A 17,013-nucleotide genomic window follows, 5' to 3' on the forward strand; every position below is an offset into this window, starting at 1 on the left:
CTCCAATTATTAGCCATTATATAATATCATGTCTTTTTCTTTTTATAAATAACAATTATTTTGATGTATCACAAACATTTGCTATATTACTTTATATACTCAAAACTGAGGAGGATTGCTCGTGACAAAAATTAATAAATTAATTAAGGGCGGATTTTTAAGTACGCTAGGTTTAGTCGGTAGCGTGTTATTAATTACTAAATATAAAGCTAAACCGAATAATCAAAGTATACCATCTTTCTTTTCTAAACCTGCACCATATATATTTGCCCATCGTGGTGGTATGGCTGTAAGACCAGAGCAAACTAAACTTGCTTTTGATAATGCAGCAGCGCACGGGATTGATGGATTTGAAACAGATGTGAGACTTACAAAAGATCGAAAACTCATCGTTTTCCATGATGTAGACGTGGATCGTACGACTAACGGTTCAGGTAAAGTATCAGAACATACTTTAGCAGAGATAAAACAGTTAGATTCAGGATATCATTTTGTAGATATAAACGGTCATAAACCTTATCGAGGTCACAAAGATGCTTATATTTTATCTTTTGATGAATTACTTAAATTATATCCAAATCAATTGATTAATGTTGATTTAAAAGACAACCCTGAAAGTGAACATGGCCATCTTGTACCAGAAATTATATTTGAGGATATTGTTGCTAATAATGCTCAAGATCGCGTATTAGTAACAAGTTTCCACAGTAAACAAATTGAACGTTTTAATATAATAAGTAATGGCACTGTAGCTATTGGCGCAGGCCAAAATGAAGTCGCAGAAGGCTTCTTAAAGTTCTATTTAGGTCTAGGCGATACCTTTCAGCCACGTGCGCACACCTTCCAAATGCCTGTTTCGTTCAAAGGTATTAAACTAACTTCACCAAAATTCATTCAGTGGCTTAACACGCGTGATATCATCCCAGGTTATTATGGAGTGAATAATCTCGACTTAATGAATGATTTGATTTTTAATGGTGCGCATACACTTGTTACTGACAGACCCGATTTAGCAGAACGATTTAAACATACTTATCACTAACAACGCATGCGTCACAATAAAGCTGGGAAACCTCAATGAGGCGTCCCAGCTTTTTCAATATTTATTATTAATGACTCTAAAAATTCAACTTAAAGTGAACAGCTACATGATCCACCTGTAGCACAGCCACTTGCATCTTTTTGGAAAAATGGATTGCCTGTTTCAATTTTTACATTTTCAGAAACAGCGTATGCAATTTTAACAATCACCTCATCTATTAAATCCTGTAATAAGACTTCTTTTTGTTTAAAATCCATTACAACTGGTAGCATTTCATAAGCACGTTTACGTTTACGTGTATCTAGCATCACCGTTTGGTAATCAGGGTGGTATTTACCAAAACGCATAATTTCATCATACTTATCTTTTGATTTCAAAAATGCTTGGTATAGTAAATGTGCTTCATCATTATCCACTAACTGTTGTTCAGCCTCTTTATATTCTTTATATAATCTTGATTCAAGTATTTTATCACTAAGTGCTTCAATTTCATCAAGCACTGTTAATGTTTCTTCAGTAATCATCGTTACAAATCTCCTTTCTATTTATCTTCAACAAAAATAATTGTGTAGTAACCATTTGTTACTTCGCCACCCATTTCATTATATTTAGAGTTTAACATCCTTGATCTATGAATATCTGAGTTGAGCCAACTATGTATTAACGTTGGCACTTCGTTGAAGTCATAGCCAACATTTTGACTAGCAGATACAAATGGCACCTCTTGCTCATTCAGCTGTTGTTTTAAAGCATCTTCAGTAAATTCAACACTATCAGTACCAATTGCTTCATACAAGTTAAATGAGGCAATATGCGTTAAATGATTATTAACTTTTAATGGCTTGGCATCTTTTAACTTTCTCATTTCATTTGTAATTTCATAAAGTGTCGTCAGCTGATTTGAGTTTTGCTCATAAGTAATATTACTATATTTACTTTTAACCTCTTTATCTTCTTTGGTAGATAACATTTGATAGGGTTTAAATGCTGCTAGAGCTTCACTATCTAAATATCTAACTGCTACAACCTCATTAGATTGTTGATCTATGTAAACTTGCGCATACATATCTTCAAATTTAATTAATGCTTGTGTTTTCATATCTGAATCAGATAGCTCTAATTCATATTGCTTACCATTAACAGAAATCGTTGGTTCTGGATTAATACTATATTTTTCAAAAACGTGTGACGCATCGTCCTGTATTTTTATTGGATTTACATTAGCATCTTTACCTGTTGCATAAACAGATTTAACGATACCTTTTTTAGTAGTAATCAAATAATATTTATCTTTTTGCTTAAACACATAGTTTTTAAAATTATTTTTATATGGATAAACTCGATCAGCTTGACCATATTTATCAGTTAATTCATCTAAGCTTTGACCAACCCACGTACTCACACCCTTTTTAGGTTTCGGGTTTTCAGCGTTTGTCTCAGTTTTTTGAGCATCCTTATTTTGTGTCGTTTTAGTTGAATCTTTATTAGGATTTTCGAGTACGTCAAACTTTAAACGCGGTGAGTAAAATAGATAAATTAAAAAACAAATTAATAATAATACACCAATAATTTTAATTATTAGTTTTTTCATCGCTCACCCACCTATATATTACTTTCATTTATTGTACATGTTTCATTATGTCACAAGCAAGGTATGTCGTTGTAAATTCTTTGTTAAGATTAGCACAGGTCATTCAAAATACACATTTTTACGATTCAGCGATACAAGTGATACATCATCTTTTTTCGGGTATAGTTATAATTGAGAGGTGAAAGTCATGACAACAATTCGTATTCACGGCGCAAAGCAAAACAATTTAAAAGATATTTCTGTCGATATACCAAAGCATCAAATAACGGTTTTTACTGGTCGCTCAGGTTCAGGAAAATCTTCATTAGTATTTAATACAATTGCTGCCGAGTCAGAACGTCTTTTAAACGAGACATATTCTACATATATACAACATCAATTAACTCAATATTCAAAACCAAAAGTAGATTTGATTGAACACCTACCAGTTGCTATGATTATCAACCAAAAACGATTAGGTGGCAATTCACGTTCAACAGTAGGAACAATATCTGATATATACGCTTCAGTGAGATTACTATGGTCTCGAATCGGAGAACCTTTTGTGGGTTACTCTGACATATTCTCATTTAACAATCCTAAAGGAATGTGCGATACATGCTCAGGTCTAGGATACGTGGAGGACATAGATTTAAATGAGCTGTTAGATTTTAATAAATCTTTAAATGAAGATGCGATACGATTCCCCTCTTTTAGACCAGATAGTTGGAGAGGAAAGCGTTATTTATATACAGGTTTATTTGATAATGATAAAAAATTAAAAGATTATACACAAACAGAACTTGATACGTTGCTGTACACAAAGCCTACTAAACTGAAAAACCCGCCTGATAATTGGCCTAAAACAGCCAAATTCGAAGGTTTAATTCATCGCTTCAGACGTTCTTTTTTACTCAATGATAATTTTGAAAAAAATAAATTTAGAGAAGCCATAGATCGTGTCGTGACTTCAAAAGAATGTCCGAAATGTCATGGAAAAAGATTACATCCAGATATTTTAAAATGTAAAATTAATGGTTTTGACATCGCAGATTTCACTCAATTATCCATTGATGATGCATTAGATTTCATTAAAAACATTCATTCAGATAAAGCGCGTGTCATCATTGAACCACTACAACAACAGTTACAATCTTTAAGTTATATTGGGCTTAATTACTTAACTTTATCTAGAGAAACTACCACGCTTTCAGGTGGTGAATCACAGCGCATTAAATTAATAAGACACCTTAATAGCCCTTTAAGTGATTTGGTGTACATTATAGATGAGCCTAGTGTTGGTTTGCATCCTGATGACATACAACGTATAAATGAAATCATACAATCTTTAAAAGACAAAGGTAATACTGTGTTGGTCGTTGAACATGACCCTGATGTTATACGTATTGCTGACCATGTTATAGATTTAGGCCCGCTTGCTGGAAAAAATGGTGGCGAGATTACATTTACTGGGTCTTATAATGCTTTATTAAAATCAACTACCAGTACAGGCGTTGCCTTACGAAGAATGCATAAGCTTAAATCACAACCTAGAGAGCGTCAACGTTTTATTAAGCTTTCTAATATATCTCGTAATAATTTAAAAAATGTTTCAACTCAAATACCAGAAGAGGCTATGACTGTAGTGACTGGTGTCGCAGGTTCCGGCAAAAGTTCTTTAATTCATGAAGGATTAGAGCAGTTACAAGACACTATTTTTATTGATCAAAAACCTGTGCATGCTTCAAGTCGTTCTAACTTACTCACTTATTTAAATATATTTGATGAAGTTCGAAGCTATTTCAGTGAAGAAACAGGATTAAAAAAATCTATGTTTAGTTATAATTCAGAAGGCGCTTGTCCAGAGTGCCATGGTAAAGGTATTTTAAAAACCGAACTTGCATTTATGCCAGATTTCACTCAAACGTGTGATGTTTGTAACGGACTAAGATATAAACCAGAAGTGCTTGACGCTAAAGTAGCAGGTTATTCCATCGCAGATATTCTTGCGCTAACTGTAGATGAAGCAATTGAATTTTTCCATTCAAAACACAATATCTCAACACCTTTGAATGCTTTAAAATCCACAGGTCTTAATTATATGACATTAGGTCAAACGTTAAATACATTGTCAGGTGGCGAAGTTCAACGTGTGAAACTAAGTAAATATTTAACACGTACTGTAAATCACCACACTTTTGTCTTCGATGAACCTACAACAGGATTACATGAAGATGACATACCTATATTATTAGACTGTTTTAATCAACTCATTGATGACAACAACACAGTAGTAGTTATAGAACATAACCTAACCATGATGACGCATGCAGACTGGATTATTGATATCGGTCCTTATGCTGGTGGACAAGGCGGACAATTACTATATGAAGGACAACCAAAAGGATTATTAGATACTAAAGATTCTGTAACTGCTAAACACTTAATACGATACTTGAATAATTAGACTGAATCTCTAGTATTATTGTTTATTAACTATATCACTGTAACTAAAAAAATGGTAAGCAATCAAAATTTGATTGCTTACCATTTTTATTATATGCCGAAAATCTTTCCGTAAAATGACTAACAGTCATTTAAACATTAGTTATAATCCAAACGTTGCTTTGATTAGCGATGTTGTTTCTCCACCAGGATAGATTACATAAAGTAATGCGTATACTGCTAAACCAGTGATTGCAGTGAAGAACCATACAATTGATGCAATTGGACCGACAAATCTATGCACTTTAAATTTCTCTTTAAAGGCCGTGATAATTTGTGATACACCTAAAATTGCGCCAATTGTTGCTAAGTTGATATGGAATACTAAGAATATAGTGTAATAAATCTTCATTGAATCAGGACCGCCGAAAGCAGTGTTACCAACGAAAATCGTTCTCGAAGCATAAATGATAAAGAACGCGAGTGCAAAAAATGCCGCACTTAGCATTACTTTTTTATGACTTTCGATTTCTCTTTTCCAAATTTTGCGCCAACCTATTGCAACTAAGATAGCACTAATAACTATAAAACTTGTACTTAAAGTAGGTAAAATTGGTAAATTCATATATTACATCCTCATTATTAATTATTAGAACATTTGAATTAATGACACGACGACAACGAGCACAAAGAATACTACTAAATAATTCAATGAATAAACGAACATTTTTGTTGCCCATTTCGTTTGATCTAAATCTTTCTTAAAGCTTGTTAACCACATATATACCCAACCTAAATTTAGCAGTGTTGCTATCACAATAAACGTTGTGCCTAATGTGCTAAGTAAAAATGGTAGTGGTAGTAAGAATACAAGCCATATAAACATGCTCACTCTCGTACGGCTAAACCCTTTAACAGATGGTAGCATTGGTATATTTGCTAATGAATATTCATCTTTACGTTTAATTGCTAACGCATAAAAATGAACTGGTTGCCAACAGAATACTACTAAGAATAGTGCTACTGCTACCAAACTGAGGTTTCCTTCGATTGCAGTCCAACCAATTAATGGTGGCACTGCACCTGGAAAACTACCAATGACTGTATTCCAAACTGTATGACGTTTAGACCAAATAGAATAAAATGAAACATACCCAACGATGCCTATCAAGCCAATTACTCCCGAAGGTATGTTTAACGCAAATAGTAATGCCTCCCCTATAAGCATCATTCCAAAACTGAGAATCAATAAATTTCTTTCTGAGATTCTCTCATTAACTGTTGGTCTCTGTTGTTTACTTGGCATGATACTGTCAATATCTTGATCATAGTAATTATTTAAAGCACATGCGCCCCCCATAATTAACGTAGAGCCCACCAACATCATTAAGATTTGTGGTATTGACGAGAGGAAGGAATGATTCGCCAACACAATTGCAAGCCATGAACCAGCAAATGCGGGTAGTAAGTTTCCTTGTACAAGCCCCATTTTGATGATTTGCTGTAACTCTTTAAAAGTTACACGACTAGAATTATGTGACAAAGTTTGTTCTTTGTTCATAATTTCCCTCCTATTTTTTTCATATAATACAATGATATATTAAATTTGTGTTATTGACTACATTTATGTAAAGTTATTTGTGACACTTTAACGACTTTCACAAATAGTCATTTTTGTGACACAATTTAATCTATATTTCTTGTTATAATGTTAGTTAAGATTTATTTAAATTTTATAAGTATGTCTTTTCGAGATTAATAATTACAATAATTACGACAAATGATGTTACAACTAAATGTAATTTAGTGTCTCAAGAGTTTTACATATAAGTGGGGGGTTAATTCTTGTTTAGCAAAAAAAACCTAAAATGGTTATCTGTTTTAGCAACGCTCATTATGGCTTTTGTTCAATTGGGTGGTGCCTTAGTTACCAAGACTGGTTCTGAGGATGGATGTGGATCTGACTGGCCTTTATGTCATGGTGCATTTTTACCTCAAAATTTACCAATTCAAACATTGATTGAATTAAGTCACCGTGCAGTTTCAGGCATATCCATGCTTGTTGTCTTATGGTTAGCGATAGTTGCTTGGAAACATATTGGTCATATTAAAGAAGTAAAACCGTTAAGTATTATAAGTGTTGGATTCTTAGTCATCCAAGCGCTTGTTGGTGCAGCAGCAGTAATGTGGCAACAAAATTCATACACATTGGCTTTACACTTTGGTATTTCATTGATTTCATTCTCATCAGTGTTTGTCTTAACTTTAATTATTTTTGAAATTGATCGAAAATATGAAGCTGATGAGCTATTTATCAGAAAGCCATTAAGAATTTATACATGGATTATGGCAATTGTTGTATATTTAACTATATACACGGGAGCACTAGTAAGACACAAAGAAGCCAGCTTAGCATATGGTAAATGGCCACTGCCATTTGACGATATCATACCGCATAATGTACAAGACTGGGTAAACTTTACGCATAGAGGTATGGCTTTAATTGCTTTCATTTGGATATTACTTACATTTATCCATGCAGTAAAAAATTATAGCCATAATCGTACAATACGTTTTGGTTATACATCTGCCTTTGTCTTAGTAGTTTTACAAGTTATTACAGGTGCTTTATCTATGATGACAAATGTTAATCTATTCATTGCTTTGTTACATGCGCTATTTATTACTATATTATTTGGCTTAATCGCATACTTTATAGTACTAATGCTTCGAACAATTCGAAGTGGCGGATAAATAATTTTTATTGGTTAATAAACAAAAAAGTACTTAGACAAACCAAATGCCGTTTCAGCATTTGGTTTTTTTATAGATATTATTCATTAAGATCACCTTGCTGTATTGATATCAATATCTATTCCTTCTTGAAATAGCATTTTTCATTGATTGTGTTACATATATTCATTTTCATTTGTGCTTACATTTTAAAAATCCCAACATAAAACAGCCGTCAGATTCCTATTTAGAGGAACCTGACGGCTGTTTAATTGTACAATAATACATTTAATCTACTGGTTCTTTTTCAATTTCAATCAATAAGTCACCTGTTTGGATTGCTTCTCCACTTTGAACTGTAACCTTCTTAACCACACCATCAAATGGTGATTGGATTGTTGTTTCCATTTTCATTGCTTCTGTAATTAATAAAGCTTGGCCGCTCGTAACAGATTCGCCTTCTGAAATTTTAACTTCAGTAACTGAACCTGGCATCTGAGCTCCGATATGATTTGGATTTAATTTATCCGCTTTTGGTTTCACACTTTCACTTGCCTTGACGTTTTCATCTTGAATGAAGATACGACGTGCTTGACCATTCATATCATAGAAAATTGTACGAATACCTTTTTCATCTGGCTCTGTAATCGTCTTAAGTGTGATGATGAGTCTCTTGCCTGTATCAATTTCAATTTCTACTGTCTCGTTAGATCTCATACCAAAGAAGAACGTTGGCGTATCTAATAATGATACATTACCAAATTGTTCTCGCGTTGAGATAAACTGTTCATAAACTTTTGGATATAACACATAACTGATTATATCTTGTTCTGTAACTTCTCTTTCTTGTTTCTCTTCTAATTCTTTTCTAACCGCTTCAAAATCAACAGGCTCTAGGTATTCACCTGGTCTATCTGTTAAAGCTGTTTGACCTTTTAAGATGACTTTTTGCAATTGTTTATTAAAGCCACTTACTGGTTGGCCAATTTCCCCTTTAAAGAACGATACAACAGATTCAGGGAAATCTAATTTATAACCATCATCGATGATAGTTTGTTCATCTAAATCATTTTGTACCATGTATAGAGCCATATCACCTACTACTTTAGAAGAAGGTGTTACTTTTACAATATCGCCAAATAAGAAGTTGACACGTTTGTACATTTCTTTCACTTCATTAAATCTATTGCCCAGTCCTAAACTTTTAGCTTGTTGACTTAAGTTTGAATATTGTCCACCTGGCATTTCGTGTTGGTAAATTTCAGTATTAGGTGATTTAATATCACTTTCAAAATCACTATAATACTGACGCACTGTACCCCAATAATGAGATAATTCTTCCATGCCATCAATATCTGCACGCACATTTCTACCAAAACCGTTTAATGCATAATATAACGAATTAGAACTTGGTTGACTTGTTAAGCCACTCATTGACGCTACAGCAGTATCAATGACATCTACGCCAGCATCTATCGCTTGTTTGTAAACAAGTATGCCATTGCCACTTGTATCATGTGTATGCAGATGAATAGGTAAATCTACTGCAGCTTTTAATTCTCCAATTAACTCGTTCGCAGCTTTAGGTTTCAATAAGCCGGCCATATCTTTAATCGCTAAAATATGGAATCCTTCTCTCTCAAGTTCTTTCGCCATATTCACATAATATTCTAACGTGTACAGGTCAGAACGATTCGGATTCAAAATATCGCCTGTATAACAAATTGCACCTTCCGAAATTTTACCTGCTTCTTGTACTGCTTCGTTTGCTATTTTCATTTGATCTACCCAGTTTAATGAATCAAATATGCGGAATACATCAATTCCAGCGTCTGCACTCTCTTTGACAAACTTTTTAATTACGTTGTCAGGGTAGTTTTTATAACCAACTGCATTAGAAGCACGTAGTAACATTTGGAATAATACATTTGGAACAGCTTTTCTCAATCTTTCCAATCTTTCCCACGGGTTTTCTTTTAAGAAGTTAAATGCGACATCGAATGTTGCACCGCCCCACATCTCTAATGAAAAGCTATCTTTCATTACATCCGCAGTTTTAGAAGCGATGTTCATCATATCTTTCGTACGTACACGAGTAGCAAGTAATGATTGATGTGCATCTCTAAATGTTGTGTCTGTAATTAATACGTCTTCTTGTTGTTTTAACCAATCTGCAACTGCTTTAGGTCCTTGTGTGTCTAATAGTTGCTTAGTACCTTCTAATTGATCAACTTCTTTTTTAGCAATCTTCGGAATTGGAGATGCTTCATAAATCGGTTTTGGTCGTTTTTCGACATTAGGGAAACCATTAATTGAAACATTACCTATATATTCTAGTGTTTTTGTACCACGGTCGAGTGTTGGTGCTATATCAAAAAGTTCTGGCGTTTTCTCGATAAATTTCGTTGTATAATCGCCAGTTTTAAATTGTTCATGTCTCATCACATTAATCAAGAATGGCACATTTGTTTTAACGCCACGTATTCTCATTTCTTGTAACGAACGATCCATTTTTTCGTTTGCTTGTTTAAATGACATCGCATGCGTAGATAGTTTCACAAGTAATGAATCATAATATGGTGAAATTTCTGCACCTTGGAAACCATCACCAGCGTCTAATCTTACCCCAAAGCCGCCACTTGAACGATAAGCTATGATTCTACCCGTATCAGGCATGAAATCATTTGTAGGATCTTCCGTAGTAATACGACATTGTATAGCGTATCCTAACGTTTGAATATCTTTTTGTTTTGGCATACTAATTTCATCATCAAATAATACTTCGCCGTCTGCTACAAGTATTTGAGTTTTAACAATATCTACGCCTGTAACCATTTCAGTAATTGTATGTTCAACTTGAACACGTGGGTTCACTTCTATGAAATAGAACTCATCTCCTGATACTAAGAATTCTACAGTACCTGCGTTAACATATTTTATATTTTCCATAAGTTGGATCGCAGCATCAGAAATTTGTTCTCTTAAATCATCAGACAATGCAACAGAAGGCGCTACTTCCACTACTTTTTGATGACGTCGTTGCACAGAGCAATCACGTTCATATAAGTGTACGATATTGCCATGTTCATCACCGATAATTTGAACTTCTATATGTTTTGGATTATCAATGTATTTTTCAATATATACTTCACTATTACCGAATGATTTTTCAGCTTCAGACTTAGCTCGGTGGAATGCGTCCTCTAATTCATCTTCTGCATGGACGATACGCATGCCTTTACCACCGCCACCACTTGTTGCTTTAATCATAAGTGGATAGCCTGCTTCATTTGCAAAAGCTATAGCATCTTTTTGATTATCAATCGGTCCATCAGTACCTGGGATAACTCTTAAATCTGCTTTAATTGCTGTTGATCTTGCTTTAACTTTGTCCCCAAACATATCTAAATGCTCCACACGAGGCCCAATAAATTTGATGCCTTCTTCCTGACATCTGCGTGCAAATGTTTCATTTTCACTTAAAAAACCATAACCAGGATGAATTGCATCTACATCGGCACGTTTCGCCACTTCTAAAATGCGTTCAATATCTAAATATGATTCTGCAGGACCTAAATCTTCGCCTACTAAGTATGATTCATCCGCTTTATATCTATGTAAAGACCCTTTATCTTCATTTGAATAAATCGCAACTGTTTGTACATTTAACTCAGTTGCTGCTCTAAAAATTCTTATTGCTATTTCTCCACGATTGGCTACCATAAGTTTATTTATTTTTTTCACAACATGGTCCCCCTTAAAATTTGAATTTTCTAAAAAGTTTGATATAGAAACCATTATAGCAAAATGCGAACAATGTATACAAATAAAAGTTTGTTCGTATATTCTCGAATAACTACTTAAACGGTTGAATTGTGATCACTGATAGATAAAATTTTATCCGTCTGTGATAGTCTCTAAACACTGTAGTATACGCGCATTTCTATGGAATTATATCATAGCTTAACTATAATAAAAAATTATTAAAATCGATAACTTTTTATTATCATTAACTTTAAAAACACTAAGTTTTTCAAAATTAAGATGTCTGATTATAAAAATAAGCAAACGTTTTCAACATTTTACTGTTGTAACGTTTGCTTTTACAAATTACATTTTTTATATCATAACTACCATAATAAACTAACTTATGATTTTCTGGAGATCCCTGAATTATTGTTAATTTTATTTGCTTTTTTCTTTCTTAATTCTTCGATTTTAATTTGTTTCGCTGTAATTAGCAGTAGACCCATAGCGATACTTAAACTAATCATTGAAGAGCCACCAAAGCTTATGAATGGTAATGGCACACCTGTTAACGGAATTGTACCTGAAATACCACCTAAGTTAACAAATGTTTGACTACCGATATAACTTGCAATACCTACACAAACCAACTTGTAAAAGTAAGAGTTAGTTTTATTTGCTAGTTCAAATGCTCTGTAAACTATAAAGAATAGTAAGCATATCACGACGACACAGCCTACCAAGCCTAACTCTTCAGCAATAATCGAAAAGATAAAATCAGTATGTGGCTCTGGTAAGTATCCTAATTTCATAATACTATTACCTAACCCTCGTCCAAACAGTCCACCATTTCCGATTGCAATCAAGGAGTTAGAGATATGATACCCAGTACCTTCTTCATTACTAAATGGATTTGTTAATGTACTAAAACGGGCAGTCAAGTAATCTGGAACTAATCCTAATAGTAAGAACAGTGAGCCTATAATAACTACACCGAACAAAATCATCAAACCATATTTGAGTGATTTTTGAACACCAATGCCTGCATAAAATATGATTGAAAAGAAAATAATTAAAATTAATAGCGTTTGTCCTACATCTCTTTGTAAAAGTACAAGTGCTATACAAATTGAAGCCAAAATAATCGGTGAAGCTAATAGTTTTGGTTCTTTAAAAACTTTCGGTCGTTTCTTTTCTATCATATAAGGTATATATACAATGATTGCAATTTTCAATAGTTCCGAAGCTTGTAGGTTCATAAAACCTAAATTGAGCCAACTTTTCGAACCATTAATATTACTTCCTACAAGTAACGTGGCTAAGAGTAAACCAACCATTATCATCATCATCCATTTCTGAAATCTGATGGATTCAAGGAATTTGACATTCATAAAGAATGCCATGAAAAAGACAAGAATTAAACTCATGATTACATACATTAATTGTCTTGTATAAAAGTAAGTCCCAGTCACTGGAACGCCACCTGTCAATGAACCTTTTGTAGCTGCAACCATACTTGCGCTATATACCATTACTAAGCCTATTAGACATAATAAAATATATGTAATTACTAACGGATAATCAATAAATTTGGCATTTCTACCAATATATCGAAAAAATTGTTTTATGTTATTCATTTGACATATCATCCAATTCTAATTATTAATATCATTTATCATTACCAGCTCAAATTCGTAACTTTAAAACGATATTTATTGTTGTAAATCGTCTTAAGATATTGGGTCTGTTTCATAAAAAATAAATTACACTTTTAACATTATATCAAACATCACTCTAATATTTCGAACAAATATAACACTAAATACCATTATTTTAACCATTAATTTCGTCATTTGTCTATTTTAAACAAAAGAAAATGGCTGCGATGCAATCAACAATATATTGATGTCCCAGCCACTCTGAAATATGTTATGTAGTTTTGAAGATACTACTTATACAAGTTGTGTGTAATTTTAAAGCTGGTCAAAATCTTTCCAGCTAAAAACTCTATTTATTTAACCATATTAAACATTAGTAAATGCGTCATGCAATTTAGAAAGTTCTTTTTCTAATCGTAGCATTAAATCTTTGCCCACTTCTACATCGACTAAACCGAGTTGAACAGCAAAATCTACTTCTTTTTGCAATCCAAACATTTGAGTATCGAGTACTTCTTCATATAACGGGCATTGAGGTAACGTGAGATTATCCATTTGTACTTTTATAAGTTGGAGAATCCTATCAGCATCTTTATTCAACTGGTCATATGCCGCACTGTTCATTTTTTGATTCTTTACCATGACATACTCCCCCCTATCAATTGTAACTTTATATGTAGAAGTGTATCTTACTGATTCATAAAAAGCAAGTGAATTCCTTAATATACTAAACCGTGTTATTTGTGATAATATTGATATTAAAGAAATCTTTATCTCAAATATATTTATTTATGGAATCGTCAGCATGCTGGCATCTGTAGTGTAAACGTTTTATTTCAACACGAATTTTATAGTACAATGCGTATATGAAATGTTCACTTACAAGTGGAAAACATTCACAAAAAATTCATTTTTACATATTTTTGTTATAAAGATAGATAAGATATACAAATAGGAGTGGGACTATGATTCAAATTAAGGGCGCAGTTAAATTTCCAATATCATTAGATAGTACAACTTGGATTTTTGATGATAGAAAAGTACTAATTGAAGATTTAGAAAAAGGTGTATTTGACGGTACAAAACCAATCAATTTTGACGATAACCGTGAATGGAATCGTGCAATTTTAGAAGGTCAAACTAATCCACCAACTTTAAATTCTGAAATAAAATATAAAAGACGTGCAGTATTGGAACAATCATTCGTTATCAATATGACACCTTTTTTCAAAAATGCTGAACCACATGATTCTGCAAAAGCAATCCGTTTATATAATGAAAATGATGCTATCGAGGTTCCGATTGACTTATTACCTTACCTCTTTTTCCAATTCGCTAAAGATGGTAAAAGATTATATGATGACTATAGCGTAGATAGCTTTGTTTACATTCCAAATGAAGGTTATTCTTACCAATTTGCATATGTTACTCATATTGAGGTGATCTAAGTATGAAAAAAGTTCAATGTATTATTTGTGATATGGAAGTATTTATCGATCAAAATACATTAGAAGCGAAAAGACTTAGAAATGATCCGATGCACACATTTATGTGTGATGAGTGTAAAAGTAGACTTGATACACCTAAACAACGCAATCAAGTAACGACTTATAATCATCTTTAACACATAGTTTTATATCACATCAATTTAATAAACTAACTTTATAATTATAATAGCTAATTATTCAATAATTATGAGCCGTAACAAAAATGCAGCTCAAATTGTTAAATGATTAGCTATTTTTATATGTTATAAAACATCATGTACATATGTTGTTAGTAACAATATATATTTAATTTACTTAACCGCGTTAACTTAGATGCCAATTCTAAAATAAAAGAACCAAACTAGAAATTATTATCTAGTTCGGTTCTCATATTAAATCTTATTTAATTATTCATTATCTTGCATCATTTGTTTGACACGTTTAGATTCTTTTTCACGTGCTGATTTTTCTAGAACTGTTTTTCTAATACGGATATTTTCTGGTGTAACTTCTACAAGTTCATCGTCATTGATAAATTGTAATGCTTCTTCTAAAGTTAAAATTCTTGGGCGTTTCATACTTACAGTTTGGTCTTTATTAGCAGAACGTACGTTTGTTTGGTTTTTTTCTTTTGTAACGTTAACTGTTAAGTCATTATCACGGTTATGTTCACCAACAACCATACCTTCATATACTTCAGTACCAGGTTCCATGAAGTTTGTACCACGGTCTTCTAAGCCCATAATTGCATAAGCACTAGCTTTACCTTGATCAAGAGATACAAGTGCACCGTTTCTTCTGCCACCGATACGACCTTTAACACGTGGTCTGAATTCTTCAAATGTATGGTTAATGATACCGTAACCACGAGTTTGAGACATAAATTCTGTAGTATAACCAATTAAACCACGAGCAGGAACCATAAAGAGAATGCGTGTTAAGCCATTATCTGTTGTAACCATATCAAGCATTTCACCTTTACGTTGGCCTAATGACTCGATTACAGGACCTGTATACTCTTGCGGCACTTCACATTGTACACGTTCAAACGGTTCACATTTCACACCATCAATCTCTTTTAAAATAACTTGAGGTTTAGATACTTGTAATTCAAAGCCTTCACGTCTCATGTTTTCTATTAAGACTGATAAATGTAATTCACCACGCCCTGCAACAATCCATTTATCTGGAGTTTCAGTAGGCGTAACTTTTAATGAAACGTCTGTTTCTAATTGTTGATCAAGACGTTCTTGAATTTGACGAGATGTTACATAATCACCTTCACGGCCTGCAAATGGCGAATTGTTAACTCTAAATGTCATTTCAAGTGTTGGTTCATCAATTCTTAATACAGGAAGTGCATCTTGGTGATCACTTGGCGTTACTGTTTCACCAACGTTAATATCTTCCATTCCTGATACGGCAATTAAATCGCCAGCATATGCTTCGTTAACTTCTTCACGTTTTAAACCGAAGAAACCGAAGATTTTTGTTACGCGGAAGTTTTTAACAGTTCCGTCTAATTTAATTAAAGATACACTGTCACCTACACGCATCGTTCCTCGGAACACACGTCCTACACCAATACGTCCTAGATAATCACTATAGTCTAATAGCGCGATCTGGAATTGTAATGGTTCGTCTCTGTTATCAACTGGTGCTGGTACATAATCGATAATTGTTTCATATAGAGATTGCATATTTTCATCTTGTGCTTCTGCATCTAAACTTGCAGTACCATTAACAGCTGACGCGTAAACGACTGGGAAATCTAATTGTTCGTCAGAAGCTTCTAACTCGATAAATAGGTCTAATACTTCATCTACTACGCCTTCTGGACGTGCTTCTGGTTTATCAATTTTATTTACAACTACAACTGGTTTTAAGTTTTGCTCTAATGCTTTTTTCAATACGAAACGTGTTTGTGGCATCGTTCCTTCATAAGCATCTACTACAAGTACAACACCATCAACCATTTTCATGATACGCTCTACTTCTCCACCGAAGTCAGCATGTCCTGGTGTATCTAAAATATTAATTCGATTGTCTTTATAATTCACTGCTGTATTTTTAGCAAGGATTGTGATACCGCGTTCTCTCTCAATATCGTTAGAATCCATTGCTCTTTCATCTACTTGTTCATTTTCACGGAATATTCCTGATTGTTTTAATAACTCATCTACTAGTGTTGTTTTACCATGGTCAACGTGAGCGATGATAGCTATATTACGAACGTCTTCTCTTCTATTAGTCATTTATACAAATTCCTTTCTCGAGTAAATTCCCACTTTTCTTTGCAACTTTTTTATTATATCATATAATTGGTTAAAG

General features: G+C 33.3%; 13 protein-coding genes. 5 read left to right on the forward strand and 8 right to left on the reverse strand.

The window, feature by feature from the left end; genetic code table 11:
- The first annotated feature begins 121 nt into the window (after positions 1–121).
- A complete protein-coding gene (locus AST02_RS05615; RefSeq protein WP_069816351.1) occupies positions 122–1,042 on the forward strand; it encodes a glycerophosphodiester phosphodiesterase in 921 nt (306 codons plus the stop codon).
- An 89-nt stretch (positions 1,043–1,131) separates the two neighbouring features.
- Here AST02_RS05615 and AST02_RS05620 read toward each other — a convergent pair whose 3' ends face one another.
- Complete coding sequence (locus AST02_RS05620; RefSeq protein ID WP_069816353.1) at positions 1,132–1,566, reverse strand: YlbF family regulator; 435 nt, start codon at positions 1,564–1,566, stop codon at positions 1,132–1,134.
- 17 nt (positions 1,567–1,583) lie between these two features.
- The gene (locus AST02_RS05625) at positions 1,584–2,633 is read right to left on the reverse strand and encodes a CAP-associated domain-containing protein (protein WP_069816355.1); all 1,050 of its coding nucleotides are present in this window, start codon (positions 2,631–2,633) and stop codon (positions 1,584–1,586) included.
- 187 nt (positions 2,634–2,820) lie between these two features.
- On the opposite strand from AST02_RS05625, the gene AST02_RS05630 reads away from it, so the two are divergent.
- Complete coding sequence (locus tag AST02_RS05630; RefSeq protein WP_069816357.1) at positions 2,821–5,079, forward strand: ATP-binding cassette domain-containing protein; 2,259 nt, start codon at positions 2,821–2,823, stop codon at positions 5,077–5,079.
- A 141-nt stretch (positions 5,080–5,220) separates the two neighbouring features.
- Here the strand turns inward: AST02_RS05630 and AST02_RS05635 are convergent, their stop codons facing one another.
- Positions 5,221–5,682, reverse strand: a complete 462-nt coding sequence (locus AST02_RS05635) for a DUF420 domain-containing protein (RefSeq protein ID WP_069816359.1) — start codon at positions 5,680–5,682, stop codon at positions 5,221–5,223.
- A 24-nt stretch (positions 5,683–5,706) separates the two neighbouring features.
- The gene (gene cyoE / locus AST02_RS05640; protein WP_069816361.1) at positions 5,707–6,618 is read right to left on the reverse strand and encodes a heme o synthase; all 912 of its coding nucleotides are present in this window, start codon (positions 6,616–6,618) and stop codon (positions 5,707–5,709) included.
- Positions 6,619–6,902: 284 nt separating this feature from the next.
- On the opposite strand from cyoE, the gene AST02_RS05645 reads away from it, so the two are divergent.
- Positions 6,903–7,811 carry a COX15/CtaA family protein gene (locus AST02_RS05645; RefSeq protein WP_069816362.1) on the forward strand — a complete coding sequence of 303 codons (909 nt, stop codon included), beginning with the start codon at positions 6,903–6,905 and terminating at the stop codon, positions 7,809–7,811.
- A 267-nt stretch (positions 7,812–8,078) separates the two neighbouring features.
- Here AST02_RS05645 and AST02_RS05650 read toward each other — a convergent pair whose 3' ends face one another.
- The 3 genes from AST02_RS05650 to AST02_RS05660 all read right to left on the reverse strand — a co-directional run bounded on the left by AST02_RS05650 (position 8,079) and on the right by AST02_RS05660 (position 13,837).
- Positions 8,079–11,534: a pyruvate carboxylase gene (locus tag AST02_RS05650; protein ID WP_069816364.1), complete on the reverse strand. Its 3,456-nt coding sequence runs from the start codon at positions 11,532–11,534 to the stop codon at positions 8,079–8,081.
- 404 nt (positions 11,535–11,938) lie between these two features.
- Positions 11,939–13,174 (reverse strand): cell division peptidoglycan polymerase FtsW, encoded by a 1,236-nt coding sequence (ftsW, locus tag AST02_RS05655; RefSeq protein ID WP_069816366.1) that lies wholly within the window; start codon positions 13,172–13,174, stop codon positions 11,939–11,941.
- A 387-nt stretch (positions 13,175–13,561) separates the two neighbouring features.
- Complete coding sequence (locus tag AST02_RS05660) at positions 13,562–13,837, reverse strand: YlaN family protein (protein WP_069816368.1); 276 nt, start codon at positions 13,835–13,837, stop codon at positions 13,562–13,564.
- Positions 13,838–14,160: 323 nt separating this feature from the next.
- Here AST02_RS05660 and AST02_RS05665 point away from each other — a divergent pair, with 323 nt between their 5' ends.
- Both AST02_RS05665 and AST02_RS14070 read left to right on the forward strand, forming a co-directional pair.
- Positions 14,161–14,643: a hypothetical protein gene (locus tag AST02_RS05665; RefSeq protein ID WP_069816370.1), complete on the forward strand. Its 483-nt coding sequence runs from the start codon at positions 14,161–14,163 to the stop codon at positions 14,641–14,643.
- A 2-nt stretch (positions 14,644–14,645) separates the two neighbouring features.
- A complete protein-coding gene (locus AST02_RS14070; RefSeq protein WP_081325282.1) occupies positions 14,646–14,819 on the forward strand; it encodes a DUF2197 domain-containing protein in 174 nt (57 codons plus the stop codon).
- Between the two features lie 270 nt (positions 14,820–15,089).
- Here the strand turns inward: AST02_RS14070 and typA are convergent, their stop codons facing one another.
- Complete coding sequence (gene typA / locus AST02_RS05670) at positions 15,090–16,937, reverse strand: translational GTPase TypA (RefSeq protein WP_069816372.1); 1,848 nt, start codon at positions 16,935–16,937, stop codon at positions 15,090–15,092.
- Between the last annotated feature and the right edge of the window lie 76 nt (positions 16,938–17,013).

Source organism: Staphylococcus equorum, from assembly GCF_001747895.1.
GTDB classification, from domain to species: domain Bacteria; phylum Bacillota; class Bacilli; order Staphylococcales; family Staphylococcaceae; genus Staphylococcus; species Staphylococcus equorum_A.

What these genes read in the sequence shown, in the direction of transcription:
- AST02_RS05620 (WP_069816353.1), bottom strand. Translation starts at nt 1,566, where the DNA reads ATGATTACTGAAGAAACATTAACAGTGCTTGATGAAATTGAAGCACTT.
- AST02_RS05625 (WP_069816355.1), bottom strand. Translation starts at nt 2,633, where the DNA reads ATGAAAAAACTAATAATTAAAATTATTGGTGTATTATTATTAATTTGT.
- AST02_RS05630 (WP_069816357.1), top strand. Translation starts at nt 2,821, where the DNA reads ATGACAACAATTCGTATTCACGGCGCAAAGCAAAACAATTTAAAAGAT.
- AST02_RS05635 (WP_069816359.1), bottom strand. Translation starts at nt 5,682, where the DNA reads ATGAATTTACCAATTTTACCTACTTTAAGTACAAGTTTTATAGTTATT.
- cyoE (WP_069816361.1), bottom strand. Translation starts at nt 6,618, where the DNA reads ATGAACAAAGAACAAACTTTGTCACATAATTCTAGTCGTGTAACTTTT.
- ftsW (WP_069816366.1), bottom strand. Translation starts at nt 13,174, where the DNA reads ATGAATAACATAAAACAATTTTTTCGATATATTGGTAGAAATGCCAAA.
- AST02_RS05660 (WP_069816368.1), bottom strand. Translation starts at nt 13,837, where the DNA reads ATGGTAAAGAATCAAAAAATGAACAGTGCGGCATATGACCAGTTGAAT.
- AST02_RS05665 (WP_069816370.1), top strand. Translation starts at nt 14,161, where the DNA reads ATGATTCAAATTAAGGGCGCAGTTAAATTTCCAATATCATTAGATAGT.
- AST02_RS14070 (WP_081325282.1), top strand. Translation starts at nt 14,646, where the DNA reads ATGAAAAAAGTTCAATGTATTATTTGTGATATGGAAGTATTTATCGAT.
- typA (WP_069816372.1), bottom strand. Translation starts at nt 16,937, where the DNA reads ATGACTAATAGAAGAGAAGACGTTCGTAATATAGCTATCATCGCTCAC.